A 22,557-nucleotide genomic window follows, 5' to 3' on the forward strand; every position below is an offset into this window, starting at 1 on the left:
AAAAACAGATTGGAGCGAATATCGGAGTGGAATTACGACAGTTACAATACTTCATGAAGGTAGCGCAAAAAGAACATGTCACTCAGGCAGCCGAGGAGCTACATGTGGCGCAATCTGCGGTAAGTCGGCAAATTCATCAGCTTGAAGAGGAGCTGGGAGTCAATCTTTTTATGCAAAAGGGTCGCAATTTGCAGCTTACGCCAGTGGGACAACTATTTTGCAAACGGGTTGAGACGATTATAAAAGATCTAGAGCGAGCTGTTTTGGAAGTTCATGAGTTTTTGGATCCTGAGGGGGGCGAAATCCGCATCGGTTTTCCGCACAGTTTGGGGATTCATCTTATTCCTACGGTGGTGGCTGAATTCCGAAAGCGGTATCCCAATGTTAAATTCAGATTTAAACAGGGGATGTACCCGAGTTTAATTCGTGATGTGTTAGCGGGTGAGGTGGATTTGGCTTTTGTATCTCCTTTTCCGGATCGTCATGATCATGTAGAGGGGGACGTGGTACTAACCGAGGAGCTGTTTGCTGTTCTCCCGCCCAATCATCCTTTAGCTACGGCCAAACACATCACGCTGAGTCAGCTTAAAGGAGAAAAATTCATCCTGTTCAGAGATGGGTATTCGTTACGTCCGATTGTCTGGCAGGCTTGTCTGGAGGCGGGATTTACGCCGGATATCGCTTTTGAAGGTGAAGAGACAGATACGATTCGCGGATTAGTTGCGGCCGGTATGGGAGTCAGTCTTTTGCCTGAAATGGCGTTGTTTCAGACCAACCCGCTTCAACCTGCAAGAGTGTCGATTGTTGATCCAGAGGTCACGCGAACTATTGGCTTGATTCATCGCAGAGATGACAAACTACCCTTAGTTGCAAAGTCATTCCGAACTTTTTTGTTGCAATATTTTGGCCTTAAAGGTAGTGCTGCTACTCCGAATGGAAGTGCTAAAGCGGATTTAGGGCAGTGAGTATAGCTGATTGGTTTTAGATAAAGGAAAAAGGTTGTTCCTCTTGGTGGAGGAACAACCTTTTTTTGTAATACAAGCAATTAATCCCGGCTGTTAAAGATACCGATTAAGCGGATTAGTTCCAGCAATGAAACGAGAGCTGCAGCCACATAAGTTAATGCAGCAGCATTTAATACTTTGGCTATACCCCGTTCTTCATCACTACGGATAAACCCTTCGGAAACCATAATTTCTCGGGCACGGTTGGAAGCATTAAATTCAACCGGTAATGTAATTAATTGAAAAGCAACAGTAGCCGAGAAAAAGATGATACCCAAACCAATCAGGTTCGTGTAGCTGAATAAGAAACCGGCAATCAGCAGAAACGGTGCAATCCCGGAAGCGAAGTTTACGATCGGAAAGATCCGGTGACGGAGTGCCAGCATGGGGTAATGCTCTTTATGCTGAATGGCATGACCAACCTCGTGACAAGCTACGGCAACTGCAGAAATGGATTTTTCATAATAAACGGGCTCGGACAGCCGTACGACTCTTTGTATTGGATCATAATGGTCAGATAAAGCACCAGGTACTGGTTCAATAGGTACATCATGCAAACCATTGCGATCCAGCATATGCCGAGCAGCATCATAACCGGTCAACCCATTTTCATTTGGGACATCAGACCATTTATTAAAAGTACCTTTTACACGGAATTGCGCCCATAAGGATAATCCGAACGCAAGAATAATCAATATATACATACCCATCATAAAGCAACCCTCCATTATTGTTCATCACTAGCCCGGGCATCTACATCATAGAACTATGCTCCAGCAGATACTTCAGAGCTTCGATACAAGCGGCACTTTGTGGTAGTAGACCAGTAAGCAACTTGCGCGCTTGAACGGGTTTGAGCTGCCCCAGAAGAGGCTGTAGTTCATTGACTTCACGTTCTAGACGCTGCATGTGCATCTCTAGACTCGTTAGTTTGTCCGTGACGTGCTCTTCCCCCGCGACCGAGTTCCATTTAATCAGTGTCTGTCTGATTTCCTCGAGGCTATACTTCTCTTGTTTCATTTGGTTAATACGTTCAAGCCTGTTTAAGGTTTCATCATTATAGAGCCGATAATTTTTCAATGATCGTTCTTCAGGTGTGATCAAACCAAGCTTTGTGTAATAATCAATAGTTCGTTCGCTGACACCAGCCGTCTTGGCTAGCTCACCAATTCGATACAGCTTCATATCCCCATCTGTCTTCACCTCGCGCTCTTCGTTCAACCTTCAATATTAGCATTTGCAAACGGAGTGTTTATAAAGAATATTTTACATGATTCCCAACCATACAGTCAAACGTCATGCTTTTTTTTGGATAGAAACAAGCTACTTTTATGGTTAGTAAATGTGACATGGAGTGTTTGGGACCACGTTTTTTTAACATAATAAAAAAAATCTTGTCAACTTTCATGTATTCTGATTATAATGACAATAAGAATTTCACGAAATGTAAAGAAACTTAACATTCGAGGGAGTGGGCTTCATGAGAAAAAAGTGGTTAGTTGTATTATTGGCCATGCTGACAGTATTAGCTTTTCCGGTAGGTGCGTTTGCTGCTGACGGTCCGACAAATATTCAACTTCAAGCTGGGCTAAACACGGCCTTTACGTTCTTGGCATTTATACTTGTATTTTTTATGCAAGCGGGATTTGCATTGCTGGAGGCAGGCTCGACACGAATGAAGAATGCGGGCCATGTCGCTGGTAAAACGATTCTCACCACGGGTGTTGCGGCTTTGTCCTTCTGGGCACTTGGATTTGGATTCGGCTTTGGTAATGATGACGGCAACGGATTTATGGGACTGACGGGTTTCTTCATGAGTGGTACGGATGCTGCAGTATCGTTTGATGCTCTTTCAGGTTTGGATGTTCCGATTACAATTATGTTTTTGTTCCACTTTGCTTTCGCTGCGGTATCACTTTCTATCGCATGCGGGGGGATGGCAGAGCGTGCAAAATTAAGTGTATACATTATCTTCGGTATTTTATTCTCCATCGTAATCTATCCGGTTGTAGCTCACTGGGTGTGGGGCGGCGGATGGCTTGGTAAGTTGGGAATGCAGGATTATGCCGGTTCGACGGTAGTCCATTTGACAGGCGCTACGGCGGCACTTGTCGCTACACTGCTGCTCAAACCGCGTCTGGGCAAGTTCAATAAAGATGGCAAGCCGAACATTATCCCTGGTCATAATCAGGTGTACTCTATCTTGGGTGTTATTATTCTCTGGTTTGGTTGGTTTGGATTTAACCCAGGTAGTGCTGTATCGGCAATGAACGACGGATTCTTTGGATATGTGGCCTTGACTACCAATATTGCTGCCGCGGCAGGTGGAGTTTTCGCTTTGCTCGTATCCTGGATGGTATACGGAAAGGCAGATATTCCTGCTATGCTAAACGGTGTGCTGGCGGCTTTGGTTGCCATTACTGGTTCTTGTGCCTTTGTAGCACCTTGGGCGGCACTGGTCATTGGTGCAGTTGCAGGGATCGTCACTTTCTTCACAGCGCAATGGTTCGAGCGTGCAAGAGTAGATGACCCGGTATATGCTTTCTCCGTGCATGGTGTTGCAGGGATGTGGGGCGCAGTGTCCACAGGGTTCTTCGCTACTCCTGAGCTTGTAAAAATAACAGGTGTAGGTCAAGCGGGTCTGTTCTATGGTGGTGGATTTACACAATTAGGAGTACAGCTGCTTGGACTGATTGGCACCTTGGCTTTCGTGTTCGTCATTTCCTTCATTATTTTGGGTGCGATGAAAGCAATTATGGGTATTCGCGTTACGGAAGAGGAAGAAACGATGGGACTGGATATCAGTGAACACGGTACGTACGGCTATCCTGAGCAAATGAAGTTGGTTGCCGAGGCTGAAAAGCGTTCTGGAATTGTGAACTAATATGTAAAATATAAAGAACCAGTATGGATGAGCGGAGGAGATGGAAGTATGGAACTGCAAAATATGGCCCCTTGGGTGAGTTCCGCCGAAGCGATTGATCATGCAGATACACCTGAATCGCTAAGGCAGGCCAGGGTCGACTCTCAAAAATGGCTGCTGGCTTCCCAAGCCTCCGCTCCGTTATCAGACTGGTTACGAACGGCGAATGAAATGCATGACCGCATCGCGGCCAGAGCTGTACAAATGTGCGAAAAAGGGATGGTTGAGGATGGCTTCGGCCCTCCTCCCGTCCCTTACGCATTTATAGCCTTCGGAAGCATGGGGCGCTCGGAATCGACGCTGTGGAGTGACCAGGATAACGGTATGATTATCAGTGACACAATTTCTGCTGACAAAGAATTGTATTTTAGAGAGTTTGGTCGCAGAGTGTCTGCGATGTTAGAGTATTTGGGATATCCCAAATGTGAGGGGAAAGTAATGTGCTCGGAGCCGTTGTGGCGTCAAACATTGTCTGGATGGCAAAAACAGCTAACGAAATGGTCGGATGATTTTGCTTGGGAGCCGATCCGTTATCTGATTATCTCGTCTGATATGAGGCATATCGCTGGAGATGAGCGACTATCTGCAAACTGGAAACGAAGTTTTTATGAGTTGTTCCGAAAACATCCTGATTTACCCTCGGCGGTACTTAGGAACACAGTGAGGCATAAAGCGACACTTAATATTTTAGGTCAGATCGTTACCGAGCGCTTCGGTGAGCATGCGGGCGATTTTGATGTGAAATACGGGTTGTACATTCCGCTGGTGAACGCAGTCCGTTTTTTGGCGTTGCAACATGGTGTAGAGGAAACCTCCACCTTCAAAAGGCTCAGTCGTCTCGCATCTCTGGAAGCGGCACCGTTGCCTTTACTCGATGCTTGCGAGCGAGCCTTTCGGATTGCGCTTCAGCTACGAATGGCTACGCCAGTGAAGGAGAATGATGGATTGCTGGTCAGCAATGGCTACCTGGCTGTAAAGCCGCTGAAACAAAGTAAAGGCTGGCATGAGTTGCGCGAGGCGCTTTCGACGGTACGACGGCTGCATCGTGCGTTGCAAAGGCAGTTGCGATTTATGGAAGGGAGAAGGTCATGAAGGAACCAGCGCAGGGAAGTGGCTTCTGGAGCGCTCTCCGCAGAGGAGGAGTGCCGTCTGCGATCGCGTCTGTAATGGGGGCTCCTACGGCTCAGCAGATGGCGTTTATTCGCTCCTTGACCCGGGAGCAACGGCGCTCTGAAGTATTGCGGACCCCGCTGGATCGTTTGGAGACGGTAGTTTTTGATCTGGAGACAACGGGATTTTCAGCACAGCATGGAGATGAGATTTTATCGTTCGGGGCGATTCGGGTTGTCGGGGACATGATTATGGAAAAAGAGCAGTTTTATACGCTTGTTAATCCACGGACTGTGATTCCTGAGCACATTACCGAGCTAACTGGGATTACCCGGGAAATGACGGATCAAGCTCCACCACTTATGAATGGACTGCACGACTTTATGTCCTTTGTAGGTGGGCGAGTACTTGTAGCACATGCTAGCGCTCATGATAAGGCCTTTTTGAATGCTGCATTATGGAAAACATCTAAAGTCCAATTGACTCATCGTGTTCTGGATACGATGATGCTTGCCAAATGGCTCGAGCCACAGCAACATCAAACCTACAGTTTGGATGAATTGTTGGCCTACCAATCCATTCCGATTGAAGGGCGGCACCATGCGTTAGAGGATGCGAAAATGACTGCTAAGCTGTGGGTTGCGTATGTTCAGGAAATGCTGAAGCGTAACGTGACCAATTTGGCAGATGTCTATGCGCATTTAAGTCATGCCTGATTCAGTACAGGGCATAGCATTTATATACACATAAAAACAGCAAGTTCGCGATTTCGTGGGTTTGCTGTTTTTTTGCGTCCTGTTCAGATTTAGAAGGTTAGAGGTGGGAACAGTATGGGCATCCTATGGAGAAGGTAAGGGTCATTTAGATGAAAGACAGGTGATAAGACGTGAAAAGATTTCTTTTCATCAGAGCGATGGTTATGCTGGTTGTGGTTGGGGCTTCATGTGGATTTATTGCAAACACAACTTATGCAGCAAGCCTGTCCATAAAAAATGTACCATTAAAAGAGGAATATGGTAGAGAAAGACTTGAAGCTGAGAAAGAGGTAGAAGCTAAAACACAAGCGGTAGAGGTAATGAAAAAGATAAAGCCTGGGCAACGGCTTCCTTCTATGATTTTAAAGGGGTTAAATGGCAAGTCCTACGATGTAGGGGCCACGCGCAATAAAGCTTTGGTTATTAGCTTTTGGGCTTCGTGGTGCGACCCGTGCCGATTAGAAGCGCCTATGCTGAATGAGTTGTATAGTAAGTACAAAGATGATGTGGATGTTTATGGTATCAATGTAACTCGCTATGATCGATTGGAGGATGTACAGAAGTTTTCCCGCTCTTTGGATCTCCAATTTCCCATTTTACTTGATGAGCAAGGAGCATTGTTTGAACGATTTGGAGGGGTGGCTTTTCCGACCCATGTACTGGTTGATCATCATGGACAGGTCCGCGAAATCATAATTGGTATGCTCGATGAGCAGGAGTTGGACCGCAAAATAGAAACTCTTCAAAAAAAGAAGGTGTCTTTGGGAGCCGAGTAGACAGCCAAAGGCACCTTATAGCTCATGCGAGCACCTGATTAGTGATTAACTAATCCATGATGAGTAAGCTCTGCCTGATCGTTTTTTGGAGTTGGTGCTTCCAACAATGCGTAACGGAAACTGTCCAAGAGAGCTTCCCAGCTGGCTTCAATTACATTTTCGGATACACCTACGTTACTCCAGACGTCCTCGTAATTTTTAGACTCAATGAGCACACGTACCTTGGCGGCGGTGGCATCCTTTTCGTCAAGCACACGTACCTTGTAGTCAGCCAAATGCATGTCCCGCAAGGCAGGGAAATATTGAGAAAGAGCCTTGCGGAGTGCGTTATCGAGCGCGTTGACAGGACCGTTGCCTTCAGCTGCGGTATAGACACTCGTCCCTGCGACATTCAGTTTCAAGAATGCCTCGGATACGACCGGGCGGCCGGCTGTTTTCTCTACCAGCACTTTAAAGGACTCAAAAGAGAACATTTCCTTCACTTCACCACCTGCTTCACGAATGAGCAGTTCCAGCGAAGCATCTGCACCTTCAAACTGGTATCCCTGATGCTCCAGTTCCTTGATGCGGCTAATTACGCCACGTGCCTCATTACTGGACGGGTCAAGGGTGATGCCCAGCTCTTGCGCTTTGGATACCACGTTGCTTTGCCCGGCCAGTTCGGAGACCAAAACCCGCTGCTTGTTCCCCACGAGTTCAGGAGCGATGTGCTCATAAGTTCGCGAGTCGCGTAGAATGGCTGACACGTGGATGCCCCCCTTATGGGCAAAAGCTGCATTGCCAACATAAGGCTGGTTCACAGGCATATTGACGTTGGCGACTTCGCTCACAAAGCGGGCTGTATTGTGGAGTTGATTTAACTTTTCAATATCTAGACAGTCGTAGCCCAGCTTGAGCTGCAAATTAGGAATGACGGAGCATAGGTTAGCGTTACCACACCGTTCACCGTAGCCGTTGATGGTACCCTGGACCTGCCTTGCGCCTGCTTGTACAGCACTTAGAGAGTTCGCTACTGCCAATTCGCAGTCATTGTGTGTATGAATACCCAACTGTGACCTCGTTATCTGGCTTTGCAGCATGGTGACAATTTCCTGAATCTCATGCGGTAGGGTACCGCCGTTTGTATCGCACATCACGAGCCAATCCGCGCCTGCTTCCTCAGCTTTTTTCATTACGGCCATTGCATACTCGGGATTGTTTTTATATCCGTCGAAAAAATGTTCGGCATCAAAAATAACCTCCATGCCCCCTTGCTTTAAAAAGGCGATGGAGTCGTAAATCATAGACAGATTTTCCTCCAGTGTCGTCTGTAAGGCGGTGTGTACATGAAAATCCCATGATTTACCCACAAGTGTAGCAGCCTGAGCGCCGGATTCCAGAATTCGTTGCAGATTGACATCCTGTGCTGCGATGCTATCTTTGCGTCGCGTGCTGCCGAAGGCGACAATCTTTGCCTGAAGGCCCAGCTCTTGTACCCGTTTGAAAAATTCGATATCCTTGCTGTTGCTTCCGGGAATCCCGCCTTCAATATAATGAACACCGAGATCATCGAGTTTTTTGGCGATTTTCAATTTGTCATCAGCAGACAAGCTAATTCCTTCTCCTTGAGTGCCGTCTCGCAGCGTTGTGTCAAAGATAGAAATAGCGGTGGACATGAGGGACTCCTCCTTTGCGGATTGCTCAGATTGGTGATGCTCTGCTTTTTTAAGTATATTAATTTAGTTGTTTAACGCTTAAAAACAGGAAAGCGTTAGTTTGTCGTGTTCGTATGTTAGTCGATTATATCAACTTATGACTTCAATTGTAATATATAATTATCATTTTTAGCCGCAAAACCATTATTTTTATGTAAAATAGAAATAGCATTTAAAAGTGCCTCAAGTATAAAATCAAAACACATATTCCCGCGATGACGGGTGAATTTACAGTTAAAAAGAAGGGTTGAGCATGAAAGATGTCAGTGCTTATTATCCGGCTGGTGGGCGAGTTATTCTGCATGTGGATATGAATGCATTTTATTGTTCCGTTCATGCAGCGGAGGAGCCGGAGAAATATAAGGGACTGCCTACCGCGGTGGCAGGCAGTAGTGAGCTGCGCAAAGGTGTAATTGTAACCTGCTCTTATGAAGCCCGACGATTGGGCATTTCAACAGGGATGGTCGTTCAGCAGGCTCGCCGGATCTGTCCACAGCTCATTGTAATACAGCCTGATTTTCACTTGTATCGTCGTTATTCCAAAGCATTTATGAGCATTGCATATTCGTATACGCCTATGCTGGAAGCGACTTCAATTGATGAGTGCTATCTGGATATTTCTGGCTCCAAACAGTTTGGAACACCTATGGAAATTGCTGAGGAAATCCAGCGCAGAGTAGAAGACGAGTTGGGTCTGCCCTGTTCAATTGGAGTTGCTCCTAACAAGTTGCTGGCCAAAATGGCTTCTGATCTGAAAAAACCACGCGGGATATCTATTCTACGTTTGCGTGATGTACCCAATATTTTGTGGAACCTTCCTTGTGGTCAATTGTTTGGTGTGGGCCGCAAAACGGCAGATAAGCTTCTACAAATGAATATTCGTACCATTGGGCAACTGGCTAAGGCCGATGAGCATATGCTGGTTGGCGTATTTGGTGTGACGGGTTCGTGGTTAAAATTGGCCGCTAACGGAATTAACCATTCACCAGTCAGCACTGAGCGGGAGCCAAACAAGTCCATTGGTCACACGACTACCCTGCCTATGGATGTGGTAAAGCTGGAAGAAGCCCAACGGGTACTTCTTAACATTAGTGATCAGGTGGCTCGGCGGCTTCGACGACACGGTATGCTGGCAGGAGGTATACAATTGACGATTCGGACGCCGGATATGAAGACCTTTACGCGTTCTCAAGTCAGGAGCACTCCTACGGAAAGTGCAGAGGACATATATAAGGAAGCTTGTGCGTTGTATCGTCGCCATTGGGGAGAAGATAAGCCTGTGCGCTTACTGGGGATTACGTTACAGCAGCTCATTCCAAAGGAGGAAGCGGCCGTTCAAATGGATCTATTTGAATACCAGGATCAGCCTAAGAAAGAAAGCTTATTGAAGACGATGGATGCGCTGCGCGACAAGTTTGGTGAAAATGCAATTTTGACCGCTGGGATGCTGGGAGATGATCCCTCGGTACTTCTTCGCAACTCCAAGCTGCGCGGAACTTCGCTGCAAAAAGACAATCTACCAACTCCGGAGTGAGCTTTTGGATAGATTATTGCAAGCATCAGAAGCTTACGTTATAAGCATTTTTTACACGAAGGATAAAGGAAAATAATTTGTAATAATATTGGGTTTGTATTAATATGTGAATAGAATGTAAAAGCTGGTTTGTTTGATTGTATAGGAGGAAGAGAAAAGTTATGGCTAAATACACTTGGGTAGAAAAAGATACATGCATTGCTTGCGGAGCCTGTGGCGCTACAGCACCTGACATTTATGATTATGATGATGAAGGTTTGGCTGAAGTGATCTTTGAAGGGGATGCAAACCAAGGCATCAAGGCAATCTCGGATGATTTGTTTGATGATATGCAGGATGCTTGTGACGGTTGTCCTACAGATTCCATTAAAGTAGCAGACGAGCCGTTCAATAAAGAAGGTTAAGCATAAGCTTCTTTGATAGGCACAGCACCGACAGCTCCCTTCGCCGTATAACGGTGAAAGTAAGCTGTCGGTGCTGTTTTTTTTAGATTATAGAATGGTTCAGCGGAGCTGAGCCATTCTATAATCGCAAGAAAAACTTCTGCCAAACGCGGTCTGGCTTCCATGAAAGTCCATCTATAGACGTTTTTTTTATGTGCTGTCCATCGAGTCTATTTTTACCGATATACATAATAGGAAGTATGCAAGATTACACGATCAGGAGGATCCGATGAACCATTCGCCTCATCTTAAATCGTATGTAAAAAAACACCCTGATAATAAAATGGCCTGGTATTTACTCGGCAAAGAGTATGAGAGCAGCGGTCAGGAGGGGAAGGCAAATTATTGCTTCAATCGCGCAGGAGAAGTGTTCGAAGCCTTCGAGCATAAACAGATTCCGGCAGACGTATGGATGGAATATCAGGATAAACTGGTTCAGATGTCCAAGGAGAAGGAGCGAAGGACGGCTCGAACACGTCACCTGTTAACTGCGTTAATGGTACTACTGCTCATATGGGTTCCTTCAGCCAATTCACCGAGACCTTCAAATGAAAATACATCTGTTCCATCCGGAACTGAGCAGGCAGCAATTGATAATATTGAAGTTACGAAAGTGGCCACTGCTGATCCGAAGGAGATGGCCCAGATCGGTGTGGTTGGTGGTGTGTTTACGGCTCAAGCTCGAAAAGGGAGTGGAGCTGGAACGGGGCTTACTGATATGTTGGCTAAGACTAGCCGATTGCCGTCCAAGACTACGGTGTTGGGCATGGAGCAAGGGGGCTCGTGGCTGCTCTGGAGAGAGGGCATGAAGCCATTACTTAGTGTACAGAACAAAGGAAACGGCGGATTAGCTGTTCAGTCTTACGACGCCACTGCGTGTGCTTGCAAGCCGTCAGACAGTGAAAATCTTCGCAAAGCAGGTCTAAAATGGGCTGCTGGACAGGAGGAATTAGCTGTGTTGAATAGCTCGATGCGTGCTTTTCGCTCACAGCATCAACGTCTTCCCCAGAGTCTTGATGAACTGACTCGAGACTTTCCCGCTAACACGATGTACGGTACGACAGACGGGATGAAGAAGGCTTTTACACCTTTGCGTAATTTACTTGCTTCACCTGGACAGGGAACAGGGAAGGCAGTAGATTTAGACGCTGACTCGTCGGCCGAAAGCAGTCCATTACTGGCATCGTCATTGCACGGACGACCTTTTCTAGGGCAACCGCTGCGAATTGTGGTGGACAAATCCAAGCACAGGCTCGCTCTGGTAAGTGGCAATGTACTTATTCGAAATTATCCTATCGGTTTGGGTGGAGAAAGAACACCAGAAGGGAAATTTGTGATTACCGATAAAGTAGTAAATCCGAACGGTAAATCCAACGGTGAGTTTGGTAGTCGTGGAATGCAACTGTCTGCAACGAATTATGCCATTCATGGCACGAACGAGCCGGACAGCATTGGCAAAAATGAGTCGTTGGGTTGCGTCCGAATGGGTAAAGAGGATGTGGAGGAATTGTTTGCACTCGTACCTTCGGGTACGGAGGTGGTCATTGGTAACGGGGGATTGCCTGATCAAGTGATTGTGCCTGGTTCTCGATTTACAAGTGAGCCGCAGCATGACCAGACAAATCCCCGCAAAACCTATCACTGGCTAAATTAACGTTTTGATGCTATTGCTACTTGGTGTTTAACGATTTCCTGCTTGTGCTAAAACAATGACCAGAATAATAACAATGATGAGGAGAACAAAGCTGACGGCGGTCCATACAATCGCTTTCTTGTTCACCTCATCCTTTTTCTTTTGCAGACTGGGCGGCTTGCGCTTGGTCTTCATATCAGCAATCCCTCTTTTCTAACGGGCTAAGGTCTTGTCTTACTATGTCCATTGTAAATGGTTTGATTATACATTTTCAATGACATCTCCATGACAACTGAATTGTTCTGATACTGCACCTCGCAAATTACTTTCTTTTTGGTATGGAAAAAGCTAAACTATTTTGTAGAGATGTTTTTTTAGGATTGTGCAAGGGCATAGAACGGAGTGGATGAATCGTGTTGTATCGAAGGATTGCGAAACCTGTTTTTTTTAAAATGAGTCCAGAGACGGCCCATCATGTAGTGATTGACGGTTTAAAACATGCGGGCTCACTTCCTGGTGGAGCAGCGACACTGCGAGGGATGTACGGAGTCAAGGAAACGGAGGATCTTGCCGTTGATCTGTTTGGCATTCATTTTCCCAACCCGATTGGACTGGCTGCAGGACTGGATAAAAATGCAGAAGCGGTTACTGGTTTTTCTTCTATCGGGTTTGGATTTATGGAAGTGGGAACGGTGACACCTGTGGGACAGCCCGGCAATGATCGGCCCCGTTTGTTCCGACTACCTCCCGATGAGGCGTTAGTCAATCGGATGGGCTTTAACAATCTAGGTGCTGAGAGCATGGCCAAACGTCTGGCTGCACTCAAACATCGACCTGTTCCGGTCGCAGTTAATATCGGTAAAAATAAAATCACGCCCAATGAGGATGCTCATAAGGACTATGAAAAGTGTATTTCCGCACTGTATCCGTATGCGGACTTCTTTGTAGTGAATATTAGCTCGCCGAATACGCCGGATTTACGAAAGCTCCAGCATGGTCATGAACTGAAGTCGCTATTGGAAGCGGTTCGGGCAGAGATGGGAGTCCAGGCGAAAAAGTATGGCAATGCCAAGTCTGTACTGGTTAAAATTGCGCCGGATGTATCGGATGAGGAATTGGAATATATGACAGACGCGATTGCTGCCAGTGGAGTAGATGGCATTATTGCGACCAATACAACAATATCCAGAGCTGGTCTGACGCACCGAAATGCGAGTGAAACAGGAGGGCTGAGTGGTAAGCCGCTGCGTGACCGTTCCACAGAGGTCATCGGACGGGTGTACCGCCAGACGAAAGGGAAGCTGCCTATTATCGGATCAGGCGGCATCTTCACGAGTCGTGATGCCTATGACAAAATTAAAGCAGGCGCAAGCCTGATTGAAATTTATACAGCATTGATCTACGAAGGGCCGGAAGTGAATAGGGCTATACATGCTGGCCTGCGTGAGCTGCTTCGAAAGGACGGCTTTAGACACATTAACGAGGCTGTTGGTGCAGATCACAGATAAAAAAGTGTTGTCGGAAGAGACAGGAGGTACGGGGATGGACGGAAGAGACTGGGGAACATTTTTACTGCCATACGATCAGGCGGTGGAAGAGCTTAAGGTCAAGTTCAAAACAATGCGTGCGGAGCTGAAAAAGCGCGAGGAATACGCTCCTATCGAATTCGTAACCGGACGGGTTAAAAAAATATCAAGCATCCTCGATAAGGCGAAGAGATTACAGGTTCCTTCTGATCAGCTGGAGACGGGAATCGAGGATATTGCAGGTATTCGCATTATGTGTCAATTTGTAGAGGATATTCGGCGGGTGGCCGAATATATCAGAAGACGTAAGGATTTGACCGTACTGTATGAAAAGGACTATATCACCAATTATAAAGACAGCGGCTATCGCAGCTTTCATATGATTGTGGAGTATCCGGTTCAGACAGCAGTGGGGCTGAAAATCGTGCTGGCAGAGATTCAAATCCGTACTTTGGCTATGAATTTTTGGGCAACCATAGAGCATTCTCTTAGCTATAAGTATCGTGAAAGCTTGCCTGATAATATGCGCACACGATTGAAAAAGGCAGCTGAGGCAGCCTTTGTATTGGATAATGAGATGTCTTCTATGCGTCTTGAAATATTGGAAGCGCAGAAAAAGTTTGAGGATGAAGCCAATATCGTATCTAAAGTGCTAACAGGTATGCACCGGCTGTATTTCTACCATAAGATCAGTGAAACGATTGATGCGCAGCGCAGATTTAATGAACTGTGGGAACGGCACGACATGGAAGGAATCAAGCTGCTTCACGATGAGGTTAAAGAGATGCTAGAAGCCTCTACCAAGGAAGAAGACAGGGATGAATATTAAATGGCAAACCTTTCCTACGAACCGCTATACGTGACTTATTTGGTATACTTCAATCGGGATCGGGATTACTTTGAATGTCATGAGGTACTGGAAGAGCTGTGGCTTAAGCTGGACCGTGACCCTGTATATAAAGGTTTGCTGCAAGTTGCTGTAGGACTGTATCATTTTCGAAATGGTAACTATCGTGGTGGACATATGATGCTGAATAGTGCGGTCCACCGGCTGGAGCATGCTCCTTCCCAGGCGCTGGGCATTAATATGGCGAAGCTGGTGGACGAGGCGCGCGTTTGCGCCCGTCAGCTTGCTGAAGCTGTTATGATCGGTACGGAAGAGCTCCAGCATCAACCGCCGGTTTATCGGGATTTGACGATTGAAATCGTCGAGCCTGGGCTGCGCCGGGCCGTGGAGAAGGCATCGTCGTCCATTCCAGTTAACATCCCGCAGCAGAGAGGTCCTCGGCGTGGGGAAAAGCATGAGCAGCGTCAGCAGGCGCTGGAAGCTTCAATTAGGCGAAGACAGGCCGCTGAAGGCTTAGGCTCTGTCTCGGCGGAAACGAAGGATGCGCCTTGAGTTTGAAGCACATGATAAGCAAGCAGCCCGATCCGTTTCATGGGGATCGGGCTGCTTTATCGTTTCAGGTGTGTGAACGTTTGACTAGGAGGTTACGTTCTTTTTATATTTCTCAAAGAAGGCTTTGAAATCGTCGAGTGTGTACCCATTGTCCGAAGGACTTTCCTTCAACCCGCCTACCATACGTTCCTTTTCCACGCCTTTTTCGTAATAAATGAGCGTAGGGGTATACTCAATCTTATACTTGTCCCAGCCATCCTCATACTCACGCAGGTTAAATTCGTGCATCGTAATGTTCTCCTGCTTGCTCAAAGGCAAGAGCTTGGGAGTAGTGGCGCGGCAATGCACACAGTCGGACGCGAAATGATAGACGAAGAAGTTTTCCTTTTTGTCAATTTTGCTCTGTAGATCTTCCGGCTTAATAATTTGCTGATAGTTCGGGTCATTCAGCAGCTCTTGAGTAGCAGGATTTAACGAGGCTGTGGAAACGCCATACAGCTTGTTTTTAGTGCCTGAATTTAAAGCGAGCAGCACTCCAAGCAAAATGACCAGCACAACAAAAAAGCCGATGACAGGTATAAGCTTTTTTTTGTTGGATTTTTGTGCGTTCAATGCAATCTCTCCTATCAAAATTCAAAATATGTAGCTATGAATCTCATTATTATACAACATTACAGCTTGTAGTGAAAGTTTGTAAATCACACCGATATTGCAGGATAACAGGTTGAATATGGTACAATAAAATTTATTTTAAAAGGACAGGATGATTACGATTATGGGTGTACAGCTCCCCACAGCATTTGTAAAGCGCATGGAGCAATTGCTCGGCGATGAATTTGAAGCATTTATGACCGCCTATGACCACACGCCCCATGCCGGGATTCGCGTCAATACGTTAAAAATTCCGATGGAGGACTTTAAGGAACGTTCTCCGTTCGAACTGCGGCCGATTCCGTGGTGTGCCACGGGTTTTTACATTCCGCACGGTACAAAGCCGGGATTACATCCTTACTACCATGCGGGGTTGTACTATGTACAGGAACCGAGTGCAATGTCTCCAGTTGAGCTGCTCAATGTAGCTGAGGACGAAGCTGTATTGGACTTGTGTGCTGCACCGGGCGGGAAATCGACCCAAATAGCTGCCAAACTACAAGGAAGCGGCGTATTGGTGACAAATGATATTAGCACGGACCGAACCAAAGCGTTGGCTAAAAATGTGGAATTGTACGGTGTGCGTAATGCCGTGGTACTGAATGAAAGCCCGGATCGAATCGCCGCTGCCTTTCCACATTTTTTTGACAAGATACTAATTGACGCACCTTGCTCGGGAGAAGGTATGTTCCGCAAGGATGAGGATATGGCAAAACAATGGGAAACGCATTCGGTGGATAAATGTGTAGTCATGCAACGGGACATTTTGCGTGTAGCGGCCTCAATGCTGAGCGCAGGAGGGAGAATTGTCTATTCGACCTGCACCTTTGCGCCAGAAGAAAATGAAGGAATGATCGCAGAATTTCTGGGGGCTCATCCCGATTTTGACGTAGTCCCTGTTCCATCGGAAGCAGGCTTTGCACCGGGCCACCCGGAATGGATGAGTGAAGAGGTCGCGGCAGCACACCCCGAACTGCGGGGAACAGCACGCCTTTGGCCGCATCTCGTAGAGGGAGAAGGCCATTTTATCGCTGTGTTGCAACACCAGGGTGGTCGTATCACTGGGACGGAAGATCACACTGAATCAGAGGATTTGACTCCATTTGAGGACAAGAATGACAGGGTGTTGAACATAGATGCAGCGTATCCACGGAAGAAGCAGTTTTTGTCCGTCAAGGAAGCGCTGACGCCAAGCGGTCAAGGAAGACATGCGACTGGTGAGCCTAAACGAAGTGGTAAAGGAATGGACGGGAAGTCCGGTAAAGGAAAGTCCGCGCGCGGCTTGGGTGGCAATAAGTCTCGTTCTGGCAAAGAGAATGTAAAATCCGCTGCATGCTCCCCACAGGATGTGCTGGAGTCCTATCACCAATTTGTGAAGGAGCAGCTGGAGGTGTGCTTAACAGGCTATACGGTGGTTTACGGAGATCGCATTTATCAGTCGCCACTGGCATCACATCGTTTGGATGGCCTTAAGGTGGTGCGACCAGACTGGTTTATGGGTACCGACAAGAATGGTCGCTTTGTGCCTTCACACCCGCTGGCGGTGGCATTACGCCCTTCAGAGGCGGTTAGAAGCATCAATCTCTCCAGTTCAGATGCTGAGGCCATCCGGTATTTAAAAGGTGAGACCTTGTCCATCCCCGTTGAGAGAATGGCACTGCGGAACGAAGTCCAGCCCAAAGGCTATACTCTCGTGTGCATTGATGGTTATTCGGCTGGGTGGGGCAAATGGCAGGACGGCATGCTCAAAAATGAATACCCTACAGGCTGGAGGTGGACATCGGTATGAGTGGAAAAGGGAGACAAACGCAACGTTTGGACAAAGTTTTAACCCATATGGGATATGGCTCCCGTAGTGATATCAAGAGACAGGTGAAGCAAGGGATGATCACGGTAAACGGGAGAACCACCAAGGATAGCGGCTTACAGGTTCATCCCTACCAGGATCAGATTGAAGTGAACGGGGAACGTGTTGTTTTTCGGGAGTATATATACATCATGCTGCACAAGCCACCGGGCGTCATATCTGCAACTGAAGATACAAGGGAGCGGACGGTGCTGGATTTGCTGAGTGCGGAAGAACGACATTTTGAGCCCTTTCCAGTAGGACGCTTAGATAAAGATACAGAAGGACTATTGTTGTTGACCAACGACGGTAAGCTAGCGCACGAACTACTTTCTCCACGGCGGCATGTCCCTAAAACGTATGAGGCTACCGTGTCGGGTCATGTCACGGAGGAGGATATTCATCAATTTACAGCAGGAGTGGAACTGGATGATGGGTATGTTACCCTTCCCGCGCAGTTGACCATTCTTCGTCACGAACATCCGTACCAGGCAGATGGAGAAGTCATTTCCTATATTTCGCTTGTAATCCATGAGGGTAAGTTTCATCAAGTGAAGCGTATGTTCGAGGCGGTTGGTAAAAAGGTGACCTATTTGAAAAGAACGGCCATGGGGCCATTGAAGCTGGATGAACAGCTTCCAATGGGCAGCTATCGAGAGCTGACTAGTGAAGAACTGGCATGGATCGGCCGGGATATAGCATCTGCGACGTCAGAAGTTTGATAGGCAGATTAAATATAAATAACGCACAGGCTCTTATGAGATTCCTGTGCGTCATTTTATGATATAGACAACCAGACAGAGAATTATTCAAACTTAACGTTCAACACTGAATCGCAGTTTACGAATTATTGTGCGCGTGCTGCCCGGCTTTTTTTCACTTCGGCTGCTTTATAAGCTGTAACCTTGTTTTTACCTGTCGTTTTGGATATGTACATTGCTTGATCGGCCTGCTTGACCAGTTCATCCGGGTTCATTTCCTTCTTCACTATACTGTATCCGACACTGATCGTGACAATGCTTTCTTCCGCGACCCGCTCGCGGATACGTTCTGCGACATGTCCAACCTTGGCACGTCGATCCACAACCATTGCGACCAGTTCCTCGCCACCGTATCGTCCAGTCAGTCCGATTTCATCCAGTTCATCCTCCATAATCTGTGCGACCTGTTTGAGTACTTCATCCGCACGAGCATGGCCCTGTGTATCATTCAGCTTTTTGAAATTGTCAATATCGCAAAAAATGACCGAAACGCGGATTCCTTGATCCATATATCGCCGTAGTCGTCCCGAAAAATATTTACGGTTATATAGCCCTGTCAGGCCATCGGTGATGGAAGAACGGTAAATCCTTTGGAGCAGCTCCACAATCCGTTCAAACAGGATGATGAACAACGTAGTGTAGTACAGCAATGGTAAAAATGACATATATAGGACTGCGTTTGAACTGCCTGCTTCTTCAGGGATGTCATTTCGCAACCACAAATAGCCGAGCCAGAGCAAATACATGAATAAGCCCGATACATACTTCTTTGGCTGCCCGATTCGTGGGGTTATGAACACAAGGCTCAGTATAAGTACCAGTACTCGATAAAACAGAGTGAACCCAACGAGTTTCGCTGCGCTGATCCAAGCGGGCAACAAACCTGCAGTCCAAGCAATAACCGGCAATATCAATAACGCACCCAGCAGCAGCAAAGTCCATGTCTGCACACGTTTCAGCTTCCGGTAGAGTTGAAATACGGCGGCATTGATGAGCACGAAGGCAGACGCCTCCAGCGCATTTTTCCACACGATTCCTTGGAGTTGCATCTTGCCTCCGCCTGCTGAATAGAGATTCATGGCTTCATATGTCATAATAATAATAGCGGCAACCGAAAAAAGGATATAGGCTTTTTTTCGTTGTCTGCTATATATGATCACGCACATCAGTGCCATCATGAGTATAATATACAAACCGCAGGCTGCACTTACGGCCCCGGCCAGAGATGGGAAACCCAAGGTTCCCGATAAGGACAACAACGTCAACATCACCGACTCCATTTGCAAAAATAGTCAATCTATTGAACGGATGATATCGTTCCGATACAATAGACAGGATTTATCCCATTTAAAATGTTATAATTTTCTTTTGTGACTAACATTTATTCTCAATATATCATCTTTCAGAAAATCCGGAAACCTATACATACAATCTGTGATCCGGGCAGTTTAATGCTTGAAAGGGGAAGCACGTCATGAAATTGCTACAGGCTCTCTTTTTCCCACCCGAGCAACCGGGAGGCGTTTCATCCATGATTCCATATCTGCAAGAGCGATTTACATCCCCCCGTTGGGAAATGGAGCTATTTTCAATCCCTAAACGGATTCGCAACAAGGGTAGGGACGAAGTAACTTTTGATACCTTTGACTGGACGAGATATGAACAATATCCAATTGTCCAAAAATATATTCAGACGTACCGTGACTATTTGTGGTGGACACGGCTTCGTATTCAGAAGCCCTATGACCTCATTCATGCCCATCATCCTATTGCCGGAATCGCCATGAAAACTGTTTTTCCTGACATTCCGCTCGTACAGACGATTCACTCTTCCTATGAGAAGGAGTTAATTCTAAACGGGAAAATAGAGGAGAACGGGCCTGAACACCAATTCTTGGTGTCACTGTATGGGGAAATGGAGCAGAAGGCGGATCGCTTGATAGCGGTATCTCATTCTTTTCAGCATTACTTAACTCCTTACGTTCAGAATCCGCAAGACATTGCAGTCATTCCGAACGGATATGATGAGAAGCGCTTCAAGCCCATTCCACACGAAAATGAAGTAACACAGCTCATAACCGTTTGCCGCCTTGTTCCGGCGAAAGGACTGGATATTTTATTGCGGGCCTGTGCTGAACTAAAAAAAAGAAATCTGGAATTTGTGCTTCATATTATTGGAGACGGTCCGGTTCGCCCTGAGCTGGAAGAGATGGCACGACAGCTCGATATATACCATGAGACGATTTTTTATGGATATACCCTTCATCCAGAAGAGTTTATGCCTTTCTTTGACGTATTTGTTTTGCCTTCTCGGGCGGAGGCCTTTGGTTCGGTATTTGCGGAAGCAGCGTTGAGTTGTCTGGCATTGGTAGGTACAGAAGTGGGAGGAATACCGGAGCAGATTGAGGATGGGGTAAATGGCCTGCTCGTGCCACCCGACAATCCGAGGGCACTGGCAGACGCTTTAGAGAAGGTCATTGCTGACCCTGCCTATCGTTACGAGTTGGCTAGATCTGCCTGCGATAAGGCTAAATCAAGCTATTCTTTAAGTCGGGCGGTTAACGAGTTGAAGAAAATGTATTTGAAATTTCCACATTAACCATGACGAGTATCACCTGGTTTGGAATCGGAATGCCGAAAGCTGGAGCGAGGACGTGAGGAACGGAAAGGTCTCCCGCGTCCTGCTATGATCAGTTTACTAACCCACATCAGACTGAGCATTCCGAAAATAGGATAAAGGACAGATAACAGTGAACTGAAGCCGAACTGACTGATTAAAAAACAGGTGAGCATAATGAATAGTGTGATAAGCTTGGGCGAAATTTGGACATGCTGACGAATTTGCAGACTGACTCCATAAATGTCGGCTACAAAGGTACTGAAGATTTCCATGAAAATGAGTAGAATGTATATGATTTCGACTAAGGCACCCAGACGGTAAGCAATGCTTCCCATAGGGATTTCAAATTGCTGAATACCCGGCATATGTGCTGACATGGCAAAGTGCGCAGCCATCAGCATAAATCCGACACCAATTCCTCCCAAAACTCCGCCCCAGCGGATGGTTCTTCGGGAAAAGGTTTGGCTGCCAAGTGGTACAAGCACGGCTTGGGCCATAGTTAGGTTGAAGGACGTGTACAGCAGTGGAGAGAGCAAGGTTCGAAATGTACTGTGATCTGTCGTATTCGTAATAAAACTCTGAGGATTGGGCATGGAGAGCGTGCTGTGAACGAGCAGAAGAGACATAATGATCATCAAAGGGACAACCACAGTGTTCATGTGCAAGATGGCTTTAATGCCTTTACTTAGCAGCAAATAAGTTCCAATCAGTGTAATAAGCAGTCCGGTTTGGTAATGCAGGTGAAGGTGCTCTACAAAAACAGAGCCGGCTCCTGCCAGCATGACGCTGTTTACGCCAATCAGCACGATGAGTGTGAACCAGCTAATCCATTTCCCGGCATTGGCGCCAAAAAGATGTTTGTTCAGGTCCTCGTAGGATTTGGCTGAAATATCATGAGCGATCAGCATCATTTTCGTACCCAACCATACAAATATGATTGTGGATAGCATAATAGTGAGTGTAGCCCAACGACCGTACTGCGTAAAAAATTGCAGAATTTCTTGTCCGGTAGCAAATCCGGCACCGACGATTGTACCGATGTATGTAAAAGCAATCTGAAAAACATGAATATTACGTTTCATCCCCAGTCCCTCCTTGCCTGCTTGAATAACGCTGCAGCGAGCATATAATACAAACTATGTTCAACTGAAATAGGACATGACTGGATGAGACTGAAAATAATTAAAGTGAATTAATGAATAGCTTGACGGGAGCGTAATTTATGGGTCAAATCCTTGCATGGATACTGGAATACGGATATTTGGCAATGTTCGGCTTGCTTGCACTTGGAGTAGCGGGTATGCCGATACCCGACGAAGTGCTAATGATCGCCTTCGGCGGGCTCGTGTCTCAAGGGCACTACAACTTCATTGCTGCACTGGCAGTCACATTTTTCGGTAGTATGACGGGTATGATGCTTAGCTACACACTGGGGCGTCTGCTGGGCAAACCACTTTTGCATCGATACGGAAAATGGGTGAGGCTTACGCCTTCTAGAATTGCCTCTTCTGAAAATTGGTTTGGGCGCTATGGTACCTGGGGAATCCTGTTCGGATATTTTGTCCCCGGCTTGAGACATGTATCCTCATATCTGGCAGGTACAACCCGTCTAGGCGTTTTTCGCTATATCAGTTATGCGTCAGCAGGAGCTTTGCTGTGGTGTGGTACATTTTTGGGGATTGGACATGCGGTGGGCATGCATTGGGAGCAGGTGGCGAAGCTAATGGAGAAGGTGACGCATCGGATAGGGCTGGTCGTTATTCTTTTAATCGTTGTGGGAGGAATCACCGCATGGTTCTGGAACAAGCGTAAAAAAAATGTCACATGACCGCATGGAAAGCAGCTATAGCTTGAAAGCGGCGGGTGAAGTATGGTACTTTTA

23 protein-coding genes are annotated in these 22,557 nt (G+C 46.7%); 15 read left to right on the forward strand and 8 right to left on the reverse strand.

Translation table 11 applies throughout. The annotated features are described in order from the left end of the window. Positions 1 to 26 precede the first annotated feature (26 nt). Positions 27 to 965: a glutamate biosynthesis transcriptional regulator GltC gene (gene gltC, locus KAI36_RS09105; RefSeq protein WP_023988022.1), complete on the forward strand. Its 939-nt coding sequence runs from the start codon at positions 27 to 29 to the stop codon at positions 963 to 965. Between the two features lie 80 nt (positions 966 to 1,045). Here gltC and KAI36_RS09110 read toward each other — a convergent pair whose 3' ends face one another. Beyond that, a complete protein-coding gene (locus KAI36_RS09110; RefSeq protein ID WP_013309722.1) occupies positions 1,046 to 1,717 on the reverse strand; it encodes a zinc metallopeptidase in 672 nt (223 codons plus the stop codon). Between the two features lie 40 nt (positions 1,718 to 1,757). Next, complete coding sequence (locus KAI36_RS09115; protein WP_049816952.1) at positions 1,758 to 2,189, reverse strand: MerR family transcriptional regulator; 432 nt, start codon at positions 2,187 to 2,189, stop codon at positions 1,758 to 1,760. A 295-nt stretch (positions 2,190 to 2,484) separates the two neighbouring features. On the opposite strand from KAI36_RS09115, the gene KAI36_RS09120 reads away from it, so the two are divergent. The 4 genes from KAI36_RS09120 to KAI36_RS09135 all read left to right on the forward strand — a co-directional run bounded on the left by KAI36_RS09120 (position 2,485) and on the right by KAI36_RS09135 (position 6,568). Beyond that, positions 2,485 to 3,888 (forward strand): ammonium transporter, encoded by a 1,404-nt coding sequence (locus KAI36_RS09120; RefSeq protein ID WP_220027552.1) that lies wholly within the window; start codon positions 2,485 to 2,487, stop codon positions 3,886 to 3,888. Positions 3,889 to 3,936: 48 nt separating this feature from the next. Beyond that, positions 3,937 to 5,019, forward strand: coding sequence for a DUF294 nucleotidyltransferase-like domain-containing protein (locus KAI36_RS09125; RefSeq protein WP_220027553.1), 1,083 nt, complete (start codon positions 3,937 to 3,939; stop codon positions 5,017 to 5,019). After that, positions 5,016 to 5,753 (forward strand): exonuclease domain-containing protein, encoded by a 738-nt coding sequence (locus KAI36_RS09130; RefSeq protein ID WP_023988027.1) that lies wholly within the window; start codon positions 5,016 to 5,018, stop codon positions 5,751 to 5,753. The genes KAI36_RS09125 and KAI36_RS09130 overlap by 4 nt, the downstream gene beginning before the upstream one ends. 170 nt (positions 5,754 to 5,923) lie before the next feature. Continuing rightward, entirely contained in the window at positions 5,924 to 6,568 is a 645-nt protein-coding gene (locus KAI36_RS09135) for a TlpA family protein disulfide reductase (protein WP_220027554.1), read from the forward strand. 38 nt (positions 6,569 to 6,606) lie between these two features. Here KAI36_RS09135 and cimA read toward each other — a convergent pair whose 3' ends face one another. After that, positions 6,607 to 8,223, reverse strand: coding sequence for a citramalate synthase (gene cimA / locus KAI36_RS09140; protein ID WP_220027555.1), 1,617 nt, complete (start codon positions 8,221 to 8,223; stop codon positions 6,607 to 6,609). A 292-nt stretch (positions 8,224 to 8,515) separates the two neighbouring features. Here cimA and KAI36_RS09145 point away from each other — a divergent pair, with 292 nt between their 5' ends. Next, a complete protein-coding gene (locus KAI36_RS09145; protein ID WP_023988030.1) occupies positions 8,516 to 9,796 on the forward strand; it encodes a DNA polymerase IV in 1,281 nt (426 codons plus the stop codon). Between the two features lie 161 nt (positions 9,797 to 9,957). Continuing rightward, positions 9,958 to 10,200: a ferredoxin gene (locus tag KAI36_RS09150; RefSeq protein ID WP_023988031.1), complete on the forward strand. Its 243-nt coding sequence runs from the start codon at positions 9,958 to 9,960 to the stop codon at positions 10,198 to 10,200. Here the strand turns inward: KAI36_RS09150 and KAI36_RS09155 are convergent. Further along, positions 10,197 to 10,364 carry a hypothetical protein gene (locus tag KAI36_RS09155; RefSeq protein WP_220027556.1) on the reverse strand — a complete coding sequence of 56 codons (168 nt, stop codon included), beginning with the start codon at positions 10,362 to 10,364 and terminating at the stop codon, positions 10,197 to 10,199. The two genes, KAI36_RS09150 and KAI36_RS09155, sit on opposite strands and share 4 nt — an antisense overlap. 104 nt (positions 10,365 to 10,468) lie before the next feature. On the opposite strand from KAI36_RS09155, the gene KAI36_RS09160 reads away from it, so the two are divergent. Further along, entirely contained in the window at positions 10,469 to 11,893 is a 1,425-nt protein-coding gene (locus tag KAI36_RS09160; protein WP_220027557.1) for a L,D-transpeptidase, read from the forward strand. 27 nt (positions 11,894 to 11,920) lie between these two features. Here the strand turns inward: KAI36_RS09160 and KAI36_RS09165 are convergent, their stop codons facing one another. After that, a complete protein-coding gene (locus KAI36_RS09165) occupies positions 11,921 to 12,067 on the reverse strand; it encodes a hypothetical protein (RefSeq protein WP_023988033.1) in 147 nt (48 codons plus the stop codon). A gap of 218 nt (positions 12,068 to 12,285) precedes the next feature. Here KAI36_RS09165 and KAI36_RS09170 point away from each other — a divergent pair, with 218 nt between their 5' ends. The 3 genes from KAI36_RS09170 to KAI36_RS09180 are packed head-to-tail and all read left to right on the forward strand — an operon-like array spanning position 12,286 to position 14,797. Then, positions 12,286 to 13,380 (forward strand): quinone-dependent dihydroorotate dehydrogenase, encoded by a 1,095-nt coding sequence (locus tag KAI36_RS09170; RefSeq protein WP_220027558.1) that lies wholly within the window; start codon positions 12,286 to 12,288, stop codon positions 13,378 to 13,380. A gap of 34 nt (positions 13,381 to 13,414) precedes the next feature. Then, on the forward strand, positions 13,415 to 14,227 hold the full coding sequence (yjbM, locus tag KAI36_RS09175) for a GTP diphosphokinase (protein ID WP_023988035.1): 813 nt from the start codon (positions 13,415 to 13,417) through the stop codon (positions 14,225 to 14,227). Further along, positions 14,228 to 14,797 (forward strand): DUF309 domain-containing protein, encoded by a 570-nt coding sequence (locus KAI36_RS09180; protein ID WP_220027559.1) that lies wholly within the window; start codon positions 14,228 to 14,230, stop codon positions 14,795 to 14,797. An 84-nt stretch (positions 14,798 to 14,881) separates the two neighbouring features. Here the strand turns inward: KAI36_RS09180 and KAI36_RS09185 are convergent, their stop codons facing one another. After that, positions 14,882 to 15,409, reverse strand: a complete 528-nt coding sequence (locus KAI36_RS09185) for a thioredoxin family protein (protein WP_013309735.1) — start codon at positions 15,407 to 15,409, stop codon at positions 14,882 to 14,884. 163 nt (positions 15,410 to 15,572) lie between these two features. On the opposite strand from KAI36_RS09185, the gene KAI36_RS09190 reads away from it, so the two are divergent. Together KAI36_RS09190 and KAI36_RS09195 are read left to right on the forward strand one after the other, a co-directional pair. Continuing rightward, complete coding sequence (locus tag KAI36_RS09190; protein WP_220028079.1) at positions 15,573 to 17,237, forward strand: RsmB/NOP family class I SAM-dependent RNA methyltransferase; 1,665 nt, start codon at positions 15,573 to 15,575, stop codon at positions 17,235 to 17,237. Beyond that, on the forward strand, positions 17,234 to 18,016 hold the full coding sequence (locus KAI36_RS09195) for a pseudouridine synthase (RefSeq protein ID WP_220027560.1): 783 nt from the start codon (positions 17,234 to 17,236) through the stop codon (positions 18,014 to 18,016). Before KAI36_RS09190 ends, KAI36_RS09195 begins: the two co-directional genes overlap by 4 nt. Positions 18,017 to 18,141: 125 nt before the next feature. Here KAI36_RS09195 and KAI36_RS09200 read toward each other — a convergent pair whose 3' ends face one another. Then, positions 18,142 to 19,323, reverse strand: a complete 1,182-nt coding sequence (locus KAI36_RS09200) for a GGDEF domain-containing protein (RefSeq protein WP_220028080.1) — start codon at positions 19,321 to 19,323, stop codon at positions 18,142 to 18,144. A 206-nt stretch (positions 19,324 to 19,529) separates the two neighbouring features. On the opposite strand from KAI36_RS09200, the gene KAI36_RS09205 reads away from it, so the two are divergent. Continuing rightward, positions 19,530 to 20,654, forward strand: a complete 1,125-nt coding sequence (locus KAI36_RS09205) for a glycosyltransferase family 4 protein (RefSeq protein WP_023988040.1) — start codon at positions 19,530 to 19,532, stop codon at positions 20,652 to 20,654. Here KAI36_RS09205 and KAI36_RS09210 read toward each other — a convergent pair. Beyond that, positions 20,651 to 21,757 carry a YkvI family membrane protein gene (locus tag KAI36_RS09210; protein WP_220027561.1) on the reverse strand — a complete coding sequence of 369 codons (1,107 nt, stop codon included), beginning with the start codon at positions 21,755 to 21,757 and terminating at the stop codon, positions 20,651 to 20,653. The genes KAI36_RS09205 and KAI36_RS09210 overlap by 4 nt on opposite strands. 140 nt (positions 21,758 to 21,897) lie before the next feature. Here KAI36_RS09210 and KAI36_RS09215 point away from each other — a divergent pair, with 140 nt between their 5' ends. Next, positions 21,898 to 22,503, forward strand: a complete 606-nt coding sequence (locus KAI36_RS09215; RefSeq protein ID WP_023988042.1) for a DedA family protein — start codon at positions 21,898 to 21,900, stop codon at positions 22,501 to 22,503. Positions 22,504 to 22,557: the final 54 nt, after the last annotated feature.

This window comes from Paenibacillus sp. S02 (assembly GCF_019454065.1).
GTDB classification, from domain to species: Bacteria; Bacillota; Bacilli; order Paenibacillales; family Paenibacillaceae; genus Paenibacillus; species Paenibacillus polymyxa_B.